Source organism: Streptomyces sp. NPDC052301 (assembly GCF_044593395.1).
In the GTDB taxonomy this organism is placed as follows: domain Bacteria; phylum Actinomycetota; class Actinomycetes; order Streptomycetales; family Streptomycetaceae; genus Streptomyces.
Genome location: NZ_JBIUBE010000017.1, coordinates 98,288 through 110,172, shown reverse-complemented (window position 1 = coordinate 110,172; position 11,885 = coordinate 98,288). Strand labels below are relative to the sequence as shown.

The window sequence follows — 11,885 nt, the reverse complement described above, 5'->3', positions numbered from 1 at the left end:
TTCATGGCCGCGGACCGTGGCAGGACTCGCGCGCCGCAGGGCAGTCAGTGCCGCCAGGTGGAGATGTTCGACCACTCGGCGTCGCTGTAGTTGTTCCAGTTCACGTGCATGGCCTGAGCGATGCGGCCGAGCACGCCGTGGGGTCCGAACAGGCCGTTGGCCGCCAAGTCCCACTCGTTCTGCATGTCCTGGTAGTAGGTGGCAGCCTGGCTCTCCCGCCAGGCGTCCGCCAGCGGGGCCAGCTGGGCCTTGAGGCCCTGGAGTTCGTCGGAGATCTCGCCGGCCCTGGCGTTCAGCCAGCCGCCGGCCGCGGCGAGCCCTTCGCCTACGTAGATGGGGGTGCCGTCGACATCGGCCATGAATCGCTCCTAGTGAGAACGCCGGGATGGGCGGAGGAACATGTGGCTGTCAGGAGAAGTTGGTGCCCGTCGAGGGCTTGGGCACGTCGTCGCCGAGCGCGATCAGGTTGTTCACGTTCTGCTGCTCGGAGTCCTTGTAGTTGACGTAGTTGCCCTGCAACCCCTTGGAGATCCCCTCCAGGGCGTCATTCAGCATCCGCGCGTAGATGTCGTACTCGGCCATCAGCGTCTGGAACTGGTTGTGGGCGATGCCCTGCCAGCTCGCCTCCAGGCTGGCCACGTACGTCTTCAGCTCGCTCAACTGCCCGGAGATCTCGGCCGCCGTGGACGAGGTGGTGCTGGAGGCGTTGGCCAGGTACTCCGGTGTCACCCGGTAGGTCACACCGCCGACGCTCACGGAAGTCTGGTCACCCATGGTGGGTCCACTCCTCTCGCTCGACTCCCGTGCAGTCAAACACCGCCGCGGACCGGGCCGGGGCGCCGCGGACCCAAGTGAGCAGCGATTGAGCAGGTTCTGAGCTGTGAAAAGACGCGCGGCCAAGGACTGTGGCTTGGGCCATCAGGTCAGATGGGCTGTAGGCATGTGCGCACCGACGATTTCCGCGGTGGGATGATCCTTCAGCGCGCCGATGCCTACCAGCTCGTGGAATGCTGGTCGGACACGGTCGGCTACACCCGCGCTCCGCGTCAGGTTCGCCAGGATCCGGATGAGGACTACCGGTTCCTGCTGCCGCTCACCGGAGAGACGGTGTTGCGGCAAGGGGACGAGGAGTCGCGGCTGACGCCGCGCGCCGCGGGTCTGATGACCTGCAGTGCGCCGTTCGAGCTCCTGCCCGCTCAGACCAACCGCGTGGCGGCCCTGCCGACCCGCGACTGCTCCGTTCACGCCGTATGAGCAGCAGAGGGCCGTGCCGGGCCGGCTTCCGGCCGCCGCCTTTTTGAAGCTGCCTGCCGGCCCGCTGCGGAACCGGCTCTCGTACTCCCAGCTCCTGCAGTTCCTCCAGCGCGTCCCTGGTCGGGCGGAGGATCTCCTCCACGCAGTCCCGGCGGCCCTTTTAGCTGCCGCTCATGCCGTTGTCACGCCAGTAGGTACCGAAGCCGCGCGGGCCGCCGAACGTCTTGAACGGCCACGTCGGCGGCTTCCTGACCGTTCCAAAATGAGTTGAGCTGTGGGTCTTGCGCTCGGTGATCTTGGTCGGCAGGGTGTCCGCGTGCGTGCTGATCTTGTTCCGGACGACCTGTGGGAGCGGCTGGCCCTGCTGCTGCCACCCACTCCCGATCGACGCCGCCGGCATCCCGGGAGGCTTCGCGTTCCGGACCGTGTGGCACGCGCAGGCGTCATGTACGTGCTGCGGACCGGTGTCGCCTGGCGCGACGTCCCCGCGGAGACTGTGGGCTGCTCCGGGGTGACAGCCTGGCGCCGGCTGCGGGACTGGACCGAGGCTGGCGTCTGGCCACGCCTGCACGCCGTCCTCCTGGGCGAGTTGCGTCGAGCCAGCCTGCTGAACCTCGACGACTGCGCGGTGGACGGCTCGCACGTCCGGGCGCTCAAAGGGGGGATCACACCGGCCCCTCGCCCGTCGACCGGGGTCGTCCCGGCTCCAAGCACCAGCTGATCGTCGACCGCCACGGGACCCCGCTCGCCGTCAGGCTCACCGGCGGCAACCGGCACGACGTGACCCAGCTCCTACCGCTGCTGGACGCGGTGCCGCCGATCCGGGGCCTACGGGGACGCCCCCGCCGCAAGCCCCGGCGGGTGTACGCGGACCGGGGCTACGACTTCGACAGGTACCGCCGCCTGTTGTGGAAGCGCAGCGTCAAGCCGGTGATCGCCCGACGCGGTGTCGCCCACGGCTCAGGACTGGGCAAGGTGCGGTGGGTGGTCGAGCGCGCCTTCGCCTGGCTGCACCAGTTCAAACGGCTCCGCATCCGCTACGAGCGACGCGCTGATCTCCACCAGGGCCTGCTCGAGCTGGCCTGCAGCCTCATATGCCTCCGCCGCCTGCGAACCTCATTCTGAAACGATCAGTTAGTGGCGATGTCCAGGACGCTGCGGGCCACCGTATGCGAGGCCATCAGACAGCCAGGAGCCGTGAACAGCACGCCCAGGCCTTCTAGGACCTGTCCGGCCGAACACGCGGAGACCGCCGACGCGATCGTGGGCGATCCGGCTGCAGTCGTTGATGTCGTCGGCCGGCTGGAGTCAGGGTGCACGGAGACACCGAACGGCAGGGCCGTATCCTGAGGCAGACGATGCAGGCACTGCCGATGCATCGCAGCCGCCCGTCGCAGCCGGGCGCCGCCCCACTCCGGGTACCAGGTACCCGGCACACGTTCAGGAGTTGACCGGTGATCAGTCTGGCCGCAGTAGGGGGAGTGGCTCTGGTCGAACTGGGCATGGCCCTGACTCCGGGACCCAACATGATCCACCTCGCCTCTCGCGCGATCACCCAAGGCCGCAGGGCGGGCCTGGTCAGCCTGAGCGGGACCTCCGTGGGATTCCTGTGCTACCTGCTGGCCGCGGCCACGGGCCTGTCCGCGTTGTTCGCCGCCGTGCCGCTGGCGTTCACGGTGGTCAAGCTCGCCGGGGCCGCCTACCTGGCCTACCTGGCCTGGGGCATGCTCAAGCCCGGTGGCCGCTCGCCCTTCGCCCCGGCCCAGAACCTGCCCCCGGTGTCTGACGCCCGCCTGTTCTCGATGGGGCTCCTGACCAACCTGCTCAACCCCAAGATCGCTCTCATGTACGCCGCTCTTCTGCCCCAGTTCATGGATCCGCAGGCGGGCCCGGACTGGGCGCAACTGCTCCAGCTCGGTGGTGTGCAGATCATCGTGGGGATCTCCGTGAACGCTCTGGTCATGCTGGGCGCAGCACGGGTGTCGGGGTTTCTGGCCGCCCGGCCCCGCGTGATGACCGCTCAGCGGTTCGCGTCGGGCGGCTTGCTCGGCGTCTTCGCGCTGCGCACCGCCCTGTCCCGTACGTCTGTCTCGGCCTGAGTCATACCCGCGCGCCTGTGAGACCGGTCCTGCTGGGATCAGCCGAACACGTCACGGAGATCGCCGACGCGATCGTGAGTGATCTGGCTGTTCTCATCAGCAGCGCCCGGCGCCAGAACCAGAGCGTCTACTGCTGGGTTGCGCAGGAGGTCATGTTCGGAGCCAGATGGCGACGGATGCCGCGGTGGCGGTGCCGAGGAAGACGTAGCCGCGCTTGTCATAGCGAGTCGCGACCGCCCGGGACTGCTTCAAGCGGTTGATCGTCCGCTCGACGGTGTTGCGCTTCTTGTAGCGGTCCTCATCGAGTCCGGGTGGCCGTCCGCCACGTGCGCCCTTGCGCAGGCGGGCCGCCTGGCTGTCGGTCTTCTCCGGGATGGTGTGGCGGATTCCCCGTCGCCGCAGGTACTCGCGGGTAGAACCGTTGCTGTAAGCCTTGTCGGCCGCAAGACTGTCCGGCTTCTTGCGTGGCCGTCCCAGGCCAGGTCTGGGGACCCGGATCTTCTCCAGCACCAACATGAACTGGGTGCAGTCCGCACGCTGCCCTGGAGTGACGACCAGGGACAGTGGGCGGCAGTGCCCTTCCGCGCTCAGGTGGAGCTTGCTGGTGAACCCGCCCCGCGAGCGGCCCAGGCCCTCACTTCCGGCACCATTTCCCCCAAGCGGGCGACGAGGCTCTGCCATGACGTCTCGTCCTGGTGTTCCACCCCCGCGGCCCCCCTTTGATCCGCGGCCGGAGGCGGATCGGTGCGGGCGCCGGCCGCATGCTGATGCGCGCGGACAATGGTGGAGTTAAAACTGAGCAATACCCTGGTCACCACCCAAGGGCTGCCCACTTCCAAGAGGGCCGCAACAGTAGCCGATGCCGTCGCCAGTCCCATACCTGAACGTCGTTGGTTTCACGCCCACCCAGGATATTGAGTGTGTGCCCGCTGGGGCCGAACTCCCCGTATGCGAGGCTGAGGTGGATAGGGGCCCCAACGTACCGGCCAGCTGGCGATATCCCACACGCGGGCACTGTCCGTGGCCCGTGCCAGCAGCAGGTGCCGCCCGTCAGGGCTGATCTCCGAAGCCTCCAGCGCACGGTCCTCACCCAAACCAGGGAAGGTGCCGGTCCTGCGGTGCGTCCTGATATCCCAGCGCACGACGTGCTTACTGCCAGTGGCGAAAAGGGTGCGAGTGTCGGGGCTCATGAAGTGCTGGCTGTCCTCGTCGCCGGAGGGGACGAAGGTGTCCTGTTCCTTCTGGGCCAGGGCCCCGATGAGGGCGGAGCGCGTCTCGATTGTGTGGGCGATCCGCCAGGCGGCGACGCTGAGCCGCATGGCGGTGGCCGGGTCGGTGTAGCGCAGGCTGTCCACGAGGGCGGCGACCCTGCGGGCGGTGGCCTCGGTGCGCTGCACGGTGCTGGTCCGGCTCTGCTGCCAGGCGATCACTCCAGCCGTCAAGGCCAGCGCGACCAGGACGGACACCACGGTAGCCAGGATGCGCGGACGGGTTCGCTCGCGGCGCCGGGCCTGCAGGCTGGTGGAGAGCCGGTCGATGAACTGGTCGCGCTCGGCCGGGTCGTGGCAGAGGGTGTAGAGCTCTTCGAACTGGTCCACGATCAGCCACGTGTCCCCGTCGCCGTCCTTCGGTGCCAGCCGCTGTTCGTGGGTGCGCAGGGGGTGCTCGCCATGCGCAGCGCGGCTGGCTGTGGGGTGGCCTGGTCCGGGTTGCGGAGGCGGGGGATGAGGCCGGCGCGCAGCAGAGAGGACTTGCCGCTGCCCGAGGGGCCGAACACGGCAGTGAACCGACGGACGCGGGTCAGCTCGAACAGGCGGTCGGTGAGCTCGTCGCGGCCGAAGAACAGATCGGCGTCGCCGGGTTCGAAGCGGGCCAGACCCCGGTACGGAGACTCGGCATCCGCACTCTCGGTGCGCGGTTCGGAAGCCACCTCCGCGGCCGCCGCACGCCACCGCGCCTCCCACTGCGTCTCATCGCCGCCGCAGGCGCGCACGTAGCCGAGCACGACGGGTAACGTCGGCAGCCGCTCACCTTGCGCCGCCTGAGACAGGGTGCTTGCCCCCTGGCCGGAGCGCTGGGACATCACCCGGTACGTGGCACTGCCGGCCTCCGCCCTCAGCTTGCGCAACTCGAACGCCAGCCGCTGCACCGGACCCGCGGACGGATCCAGCGGGCTCTCAGGACGCCCCGCCATCGGTCACCCCTCTCCCCGCCTCCCCCGTGGACGCAGGACCGACCGAACGCCAAGCTACGCACCCCCGCCCATGGCATCAACCACCAGTGCCCGCCCGGCCCGCCCGCGACCTGCGCCGCGGCCATTGATCAGGGTGGCAAGACCGGCTGCCCATTCAATTCACGGGCCGGAAAAGTCGAGGTCGTACGGCACGGACCGCATATCGGGTCCGGCTGTTCACCGGTCGCCCGCACGGCAACTGGCCGGCACGAGGGGACCGGCCAGCAGTCCGCCCGGCGACCGGACAGGCCCGAACGGACAGACCCGAAAGGACCACAGGAATGCCCGCGATGCCGCACAACGGGTTCGCCTTCGCCGCGACCACCCTTGCCCTGGCCGGCAGCCTCGCCCTGGCCGGCAACCTTGCCGTGGCCGGTCCCGCGCACTTCGACGCGCGTGACACACGGCCCGCGGCCACCGGAACCCCGGCGCTGACGCCGGTGTCCGACACCTCGGCCGCCGCGGTCAGGAAGATCCACACCAAGGGCACGCACGTGGCCCTGCGGGAGTGCGCGCAAGAGTTGCGGGGTCGCCACATGGGTGTCCAATACAACCCTCCGGGCGTACTGCCAGACCAACCGGCACACCAGCAAGGTCTCGGGAAACACGTGGTGGACGAAGGTCACCCTGCTGCGCGGCAGCGACCCGGCCTGGGTGAGCAACCACTACGTGCGCGGAGCGGCACCCAAGGTGCCCCACCTGCCGAGCTGCTGACAACCGGCCCCTCCCGCCCAGCGATTTCACCTCCCACGAGACAGACAGGAGACAGACATGCCCATCCGAATGCCGTCCTCCCGTACCCGGGCCGTCAGCACCCTGGTCCTGGCCGCAGGACTGCTCGTCACCGCACCCGTGACCGCTGCTCACGCGGCCCCCAGCGCTCACGCGACCGCGCCGACCGCATCGACGGCGTCGACGGCGCGAGCCGCCGCCGAGCACGACTGCATGTACCGCTCCACGGTCGGCTACACGTGCGACTACTACTACGGCAGCGCGACCATCAGCGAGGGAAGCTCCAACGCCGCTGCTGTCAGGGAGATCCAGGACATCATCAACCGGCACACGGACTACCCCATCTGGCTGTCCGTCGACGGCAGCTTCGGCCCCAACACCCGCGCGGCCGTCGTGTGGCTCCAGAGCCACCACGACATCGCCGGCGGCGCGGACGGCATCGTCGGCAGCCACACCTGGGACTACCTGCGCCGCTGACCGCCGGCCACCCGGCGGGCCCGGGCGGCCGCACGCCGCGCCGCCCGGCCCGCTCCCCCCTCAGAGGCGCGGACACACGCGTCACGACACACGGACACAACGGGAGACAGCGTGATGCTTACAGGGAAGACGACCGCGGCGGCCGTCGCCGCCACCCTGCTGATCGGCACTCCGGCCGTGGCAGCAGCCGCCACACCCGGCACGACGCCGGACAGCCGGACGGTGGCAAGCACCTGCGGCCGTAGCGTCAATCCCAACACCTACTTCCGCCCCGGGATGCGGCACGCCGGCCGCTCGGCCTGGATCGGCAGCACTCGGATCCAACTGCGCTACGGCAACCGGCCCGGAGGACCGCGCTACTACTGGGCCACGATCACGCACGCCAGCCGGGGCGACAAGGTCACCCTCTACTGGGACATCGACCACGGCGGGTCCTGGCGGGACAGCGGCGCCTGTTCGGCGACCGTCCACTCGGGAGGCGCGCAGAACACCCGAGCCGTCAAGGCCGTTTACGGCAACGGCTTCCATCTGGAAGCGGAGGCATGCGGCCACCACGCCGGCCGCACCAGGTGCACCGCGTCGCTCCCCTAGCGGTGAGCGCCCCTGGCGGTGAGCAACGGACGGCGGCGGCGCCGGGCCCACCAGCCCGCCCGGCGCCGCCGCCCACGCACGAAAGGAACCGCACGCATGAACCCCCGCCAACCCCGCACCATGGTGCTGGACTTCGAGGAGTACGTCCGTACGCGGCACGACGCCCTGCTGCGCAGCGCCCGCCGCCTGGTCGGGGACCCCCTCGACGCCCAGGATCTCCTGCAGACCGCGCTGTTGCGCACGTACCCCCGGTGGGACCGCATAGCGGACAAGCACCTCGCGGACGCCTACCTGCGCCGCGTCATGATCAACACGCGCACGGAGTGGTGGCGGGCCCAGAAGCTCCAGGAGCTCGCCTCCGCGCAGCTGCCGGACACGAGCGTCGAGGACACCGCCGGGCAGCACGCCGACCGTGCGCTGCTCATGGAGATCATCAAGACGCTGGCACCCCAGCAACGCGCTGTCGTCGTGCTGCGCCACTGGGAGCAGATGTCCACCAACGAGACGGCCGCCGCCCTTGGCATGGCGCCCGGCACGGTCAAAAGCACACTGCACCGGGCACTGGCCCAGCTCCGACAGGAGCTACAGCACTGGGACCCCGACTCGGCTTCACCAGCAGCTGGCACTGCGAACCCGCCGACGGAGAGCCCGACGGGCACGATCACTGCGCCGGACGCACCGCTTCCCTGCGCCGCACGGACACGGTGAACAGGTCTGCTCCGCCACGAAGGGATGAAGCTGCTCAATTCACGCTGAGACAGATCATTTGGTCGTCCGGCCGGTGCCAACGCTTCGACGCCGTGGTCTCGGCTGAGACGGCAGGCCCTCTGAGACAGTCCAATTGTTCCTAAGGTGCGCACGAGGGAGAAGGGACGGCGCTCCCCGCTCGCATCGCTGCGTCCAGCACCGGCGGCACCCGCCTGAGGGTCACCGAACGTCCGCAGAGTGAACGCGCTTCGTACGCTGAATGTACGCGCCGTGGTCGGAGACTTGGTTCGCCGGCAACGGCACGGCGAGCGCCGCGGTCTCCCTGCCCCTGGCAAAGCCGAAGGACTGACGCGCCCGCGGGCATCCCACCCGGCGGCTCGCGGACTCAAGCGCACCCGCGACGCGGGGACGGCAGTCCACGGACGCGGCTGGCGGCCCGCTGTCCACGACGATCGTCCATGCACCCGTGGGGGGCGCGGTCCGGCATCGTGCTGGGAGTGGTGGGTGGCTTGTCGCTGGCTGGGATCGTGCGCGCCGGGGCGGGCCGGAAGCGATCACCTGGCGATCCTGGAACGGCCTGGCGAGGGCCTGTTCTGACTCGTTCCGGCGCGCGCGGGACTGCTCAATCAGGTGTGCCAGCCTGTCTCGGATGGCGCGTGCGTGGGAGTCCTCCGGTATCGATTCCGGGTGCGTCTGATCCGCGGCCGTACCAGCTTGCTGGTCTTGTGCCGTGCTGGTACGCCCGGCCGCGGGCAGGGCCGCGAGAATCTGCCGTTCGGCTTCCAGATCCGCCCAGATGTCCGGGCGCCGTGCCGATCCGTCCTGGGTCACCCGGAGGATTCCCTCGGAGTCCGGCTGGACGGAGGCCCGGCCGGTATCCGGCGCGTCCGGATACAGAGCCTGGGTGATCGCCGCGGCCACCGGGTCGAGTTCGACACCGTTCAGCTCCACCGCCTCGGGAGCCATCGCGAAATACGCGCCCATCTCGGAGTCCGCCGCAGCCCACTCTTGCGCTGAGGCTTCAGGACGCGGATTGCGCTCGCTGTGCGACAGGCCCCGGCGTCTGCGCGCCGATGCTGTCCCCCGCTCCGGGCGCCGGCGTGAAGGCAGTTGCGGTGATCTGGCGGAGCTGGGCGGTGTAGGTGTCGAGGCTGGCGCTGCCGTAGGAGTGGCGGGCGACGACGAGCTGTCCATGGACGCCGGCGTCCCGGGCCGCGGCACGCAACGGCTCCACCAGGTCCCGGTTGCGCAGGACATCTCCGTGGATGGCCAGCACTCCGTCCGGATCGAATCCTGTCGGCCAGCTCGCAGCCTGCGCGGGAGACAGGAACGTGTGCGCGGCCAGGCCACGCTGTCTGGCTAGGTGGGCAGTTGCCTCTCTGAGGATTTCGGCGTCGACGATCGTCAGCGTCTTGCCGGTGGCGTGCGCGATCCTCACGGCTGCGGCCACGAGCGTCTCCCGGCCGCCCAGTCCCTGCTCATAAACAACCAGTCCGCCCCGGCCGTCGGCGAGCGCATCGACGCAGTCATGGACCACGGGGTGCTTCAACAGTTCGGCGTCCAGCATCTGCCTCTCCCCTGGGGGCGGGGGCCCGGTCGGGTTGCTGCTCGACAGCCGTGACCTGTTCGATTTGCTGTCACAGTGCGCGCCATGTCGAACCGCTTGAAGCGCACTCTGGTGTCTGCCGCCAGAGGGGCCGCTATGGTCGTCGTGCTTGCCGCGTTCTGGATGAGTCGGGGTGCTTCGTCAGCTGCGGTGGTCCCATGGGCGGTCAGCTTCACTGCGTTGTTCGCTGCGATCACCTGGTACACGTGGTGGTTCTACGGCGACTCTCCGAAGGCCCTCGCGCTGCAGGCGAAGGCGGAAGCGAAGAAGGCTCAACGCCTCGGTCGGTGATCCTTATCAACAAGTCTGCTCTGCAACCTAGTTGGCGTGTCCTCGGGTGGTGAGCAAGCAGCCGTCAGCCAGCTCCCGTGCCGGGTCACTGGGGGCCCGATGACCGACCGCCGCACCTACACCGGGCATGCCGCCGCACCCGGCATGGCCCTCGGCGTCGTCCACCGCACTGACCGGCCACTCAGCAGTACGGCGTTGCCCCACCGCGCCGGCGGCGACCCCGCGCAGCAGATCACGGACGCCTTCGACGCCGTCGCAGCCCGCCTGTTCGACCTGTCCACCTCTCTGCGCCAACAGGGCAACGACGACCAGGCCGACATCATGGAGGTCAACGGCTACATCGCCCAGGACCAGGATCTGCGCGACCAGGCCGTCAAGAGGGCGAAAGACGGCCGGCCGGTACCCGTCGCCGTCCGTCAGTCCATCGACACCTACGCCGGAACCATCGCCGCCCTGGACGACCCCACCCTCGCCGAACGCGCCACGGACGTCCGGCAGGTCGGCCGCCGCGATCCTGGCCCACCTGCACGGCGAGACCGGCCCCGCCCCGGAGCAGCCGCTCGTCCTGGTCGCCCACGAGATCGGCGCCGCCGACCTGCTGGAACCCGGCCTGACGGTGACAGCCGCCATCGCCGTGACCGGCGGTCCGAACAGCCACGCCGCGATCGTCGCCCCCTGCGGCATCCCCTTCCTCCTGGGCGTCGACCCTCAGCTGCTCGAACTGCCGGACGGGCAGGAGATCCTGCTCGACGCCGACCGGGCCGGCGCGGTCGCCCACCCCGACGACGAGGAACGCGCCAGGGCCCTGCAGGCGATGGAGGCCACCCGAGCGCGCAGGCTCGCCCTCGCCGAAGAGCGCCACCTGGCCGCCGAGACACTCGACCAGCACCGCATCGTGCTGCGGGCCAACGTGGCCACCCCGGCCGAGGCCCGCGCGGCCGTGACCAGGGGCGCGGAAGGTATCGGTCTGCTGCGCACCGAGTTGCCCTTCCTCAACGACCGCGCCTGGCCGAGCCGCGAGCGGCACGCGGCCGCCCTCGTCCCCGTCCTGCGCGCTTCTCGCCGGTCAGGTCGTCACGGCCCGCACACTCGACTTCGTCGACGACAAACTGCCGCCGTTCCTCGCCCCCCTCCAGGGCACGGGTATCGGCCGCGGCCTCCCCCTCATGCTCGCCCAGCCGGACGCCTTCGCCGACCAGTTCCGCAGCCTGCTCAGCGCCGGAGCCGACACCGACCTGCGCATCATGATCCCCATGGTGGCGAGCATCGGCGAACTGCGCGCCTGCCGACGCCTTCTTGAGGAAGCGGCCACCGAAGCCGGCGTACCGGTACCACCCCTGGGCATCATGGTGGAACTCCCTGAAGCGGTCGCCGCGGCCGACGACCTGGCCCGTGAAGCCGTCTTCTTCTCCATCGGCAGCAACGACCTCACCTGCCGGATCCTGGGCCTGGACCGGCGCGATCCCACCGCCACCCCCGCGATGGCGGCACACCCCGCCGTACTCCACGCCATCTCGCAGGTCGTCACGGCCGCCCACCGTCACGACCGTCACGTCTCCGTCTGTGGTGGCGCCCCCGCACACCCGCTCGTGACTCCCCTGCTCATCGGCCTTGGCTGCGACAGCCTCTCGGTCGGCCTCGCCGCCCTCGACGAGGTCCGCGCCCGCATCCGACGACTGCGCCGCGACGCCTGTGCCTCCCTCGCCGCCGTGGCCCTGACCCGCGAAACCCCCGAAGAAGTATGGCGACTCGTGGAGCAGTGCCCCCAGCCGTCGCTGCCCTGGGAGGAAGGCGCCTGACCGTGAGGAAGCTCGTAACGCGCCCGAGACCGGCAAGCCGTACACCGGGAAGCTCCACGACGAACGGCCGACGGGGTCACGGGACCGGTCGGGGA

The 11,885-nt window shown here is 69.8% G+C and carries 13 protein-coding genes and 5 pseudogenes; 11 read left to right on the top strand and 7 right to left on the bottom strand.

The genetic code is table 11. The features are described from left to right. Positions 1-44 precede the first annotated feature (44 nt). Together ACIHEJ_RS35150 and ACIHEJ_RS35145 are read right to left on the bottom strand one after the other, a co-directional pair. On the bottom strand, positions 45-359 hold the full coding sequence (locus tag ACIHEJ_RS35150) for a WXG100 family type VII secretion target (protein ID WP_400141665.1): 315 nt from the start codon (positions 357-359) through the stop codon (positions 45-47). A gap of 49 nt (positions 360-408) precedes the next feature. After that, positions 409-774 carry a WXG100 family type VII secretion target gene (locus ACIHEJ_RS35145; protein ID WP_400141664.1) on the bottom strand — a complete coding sequence of 122 codons (366 nt, stop codon included), beginning with the start codon at positions 772-774 and terminating at the stop codon, positions 409-411. A 168-nt stretch (positions 775-942) separates the two neighbouring features. On the opposite strand from ACIHEJ_RS35145, the gene ACIHEJ_RS35140 reads away from it, so the two are divergent. Beyond that, the gene (locus tag ACIHEJ_RS35140; RefSeq protein WP_400141663.1) at positions 943-1,254 is read left to right on the top strand and encodes a hypothetical protein; all 312 of its coding nucleotides are present in this window, start codon (positions 943-945) and stop codon (positions 1,252-1,254) included. 160 nt (positions 1,255-1,414) lie between these two features. On the opposite strand, the gene ACIHEJ_RS35135 is transcribed toward ACIHEJ_RS35140, so the two are convergent. Next, positions 1,415-1,654: a hypothetical protein gene (locus ACIHEJ_RS35135; protein WP_400141713.1), complete on the bottom strand. Its 240-nt coding sequence runs from the start codon at positions 1,652-1,654 to the stop codon at positions 1,415-1,417. Between ACIHEJ_RS35135 and ACIHEJ_RS35130 the strand changes: the two genes are divergently transcribed. Both ACIHEJ_RS35130 and ACIHEJ_RS35125 read left to right on the top strand, forming a co-directional pair. Continuing rightward, positions 1,571-2,379, top strand: a protein-coding gene (locus ACIHEJ_RS35130) for an IS5 family transposase (RefSeq protein ID WP_400141662.1) whose coding sequence is annotated in 2 segments (ribosomal slippage) — positions 1,571-1,910 and positions 1,910-2,379 — 810 coding nt in all. Because the reading frame shifts where the segments join, the coding sequence is not laid out codon by codon here. The two genes, ACIHEJ_RS35135 and ACIHEJ_RS35130, sit on opposite strands and share 84 nt — an antisense overlap. A gap of 329 nt (positions 2,380-2,708) precedes the next feature. Next, positions 2,709-3,353, top strand: coding sequence for a LysE family translocator (locus ACIHEJ_RS35125; protein ID WP_400141661.1), 645 nt, complete (start codon positions 2,709-2,711; stop codon positions 3,351-3,353). A gap of 150 nt (positions 3,354-3,503) precedes the next feature. On the opposite strand, the pseudogene ACIHEJ_RS35120 reads toward ACIHEJ_RS35125, so the two are convergent. Next, a pseudogene (locus tag ACIHEJ_RS35120) lies at positions 3,504-4,156 on the bottom strand (IS5 family transposase); the annotation flags it as partial. Between the two features lie 93 nt (positions 4,157-4,249). After that, a pseudogene (locus ACIHEJ_RS35115) lies at positions 4,250-5,436 on the bottom strand (hypothetical protein). A 690-nt stretch (positions 5,437-6,126) separates the two neighbouring features. On the opposite strand from ACIHEJ_RS35115, the gene ACIHEJ_RS35110 reads away from it, so the two are divergent. The 4 genes from ACIHEJ_RS35110 to ACIHEJ_RS35095 all read left to right on the top strand — a co-directional run bounded on the left by ACIHEJ_RS35110 (position 6,127) and on the right by ACIHEJ_RS35095 (position 8,094). Then, positions 6,127-6,300, top strand: a complete 174-nt coding sequence (locus ACIHEJ_RS35110; protein WP_400141660.1) for a hypothetical protein — start codon at positions 6,127-6,129, stop codon at positions 6,298-6,300. A gap of 57 nt (positions 6,301-6,357) precedes the next feature. Continuing rightward, positions 6,358-6,795: a peptidoglycan-binding protein gene (locus tag ACIHEJ_RS35105; protein ID WP_400141659.1), complete on the top strand. Its 438-nt coding sequence runs from the start codon at positions 6,358-6,360 to the stop codon at positions 6,793-6,795. Positions 6,796-6,909: 114 nt separating this feature from the next. Further along, positions 6,910-7,386: a hypothetical protein gene (locus ACIHEJ_RS35100; protein ID WP_400141658.1), complete on the top strand. Its 477-nt coding sequence runs from the start codon at positions 6,910-6,912 to the stop codon at positions 7,384-7,386. A 96-nt stretch (positions 7,387-7,482) separates the two neighbouring features. After that, positions 7,483-8,094, top strand: a complete 612-nt coding sequence (locus ACIHEJ_RS35095) for a SigE family RNA polymerase sigma factor (protein ID WP_400141657.1) — start codon at positions 7,483-7,485, stop codon at positions 8,092-8,094. Between the two features lie 219 nt (positions 8,095-8,313). On the opposite strand, the gene ACIHEJ_RS35090 is transcribed toward ACIHEJ_RS35095, so the two are convergent. Next, complete coding sequence (locus ACIHEJ_RS35090; protein ID WP_400141656.1) at positions 8,314-9,078, bottom strand: hypothetical protein; 765 nt, start codon at positions 9,076-9,078, stop codon at positions 8,314-8,316. A 37-nt stretch (positions 9,079-9,115) separates the two neighbouring features. Next, on the bottom strand, positions 9,116-9,661 hold the full coding sequence (locus ACIHEJ_RS35085) for a hypothetical protein (RefSeq protein WP_400141655.1): 546 nt from the start codon (positions 9,659-9,661) through the stop codon (positions 9,116-9,118). Positions 9,662-9,745: 84 nt separating this feature from the next. Between ACIHEJ_RS35085 and ACIHEJ_RS35080 the strand changes: the two genes are divergently transcribed. The 4 genes and pseudogenes from ACIHEJ_RS35080 to ACIHEJ_RS35065 all read left to right on the top strand — a co-directional run. Further along, the gene (locus tag ACIHEJ_RS35080) at positions 9,746-9,991 is read left to right on the top strand and encodes a hypothetical protein (protein ID WP_400141654.1); all 246 of its coding nucleotides are present in this window, start codon (positions 9,746-9,748) and stop codon (positions 9,989-9,991) included. 99 nt (positions 9,992-10,090) lie between these two features. After that, a pseudogene (locus ACIHEJ_RS35075) lies at positions 10,091-10,411 on the top strand (phosphoenolpyruvate-utilizing N-terminal domain-containing protein); the annotation flags it as partial. Continuing rightward, positions 10,347-11,036 (top strand): annotated as a pseudogene (locus ACIHEJ_RS35070) (putative PEP-binding protein); the annotation flags it as partial. The pseudogenes ACIHEJ_RS35075 and ACIHEJ_RS35070, both read left to right, overlap by 65 nt. Before the next feature lie 25 nt (positions 11,037-11,061). Beyond that, positions 11,062-11,790: pseudogene (locus tag ACIHEJ_RS35065) on the top strand (putative PEP-binding protein); the annotation flags it as partial. Positions 11,791-11,885: the final 95 nt, after the last annotated feature.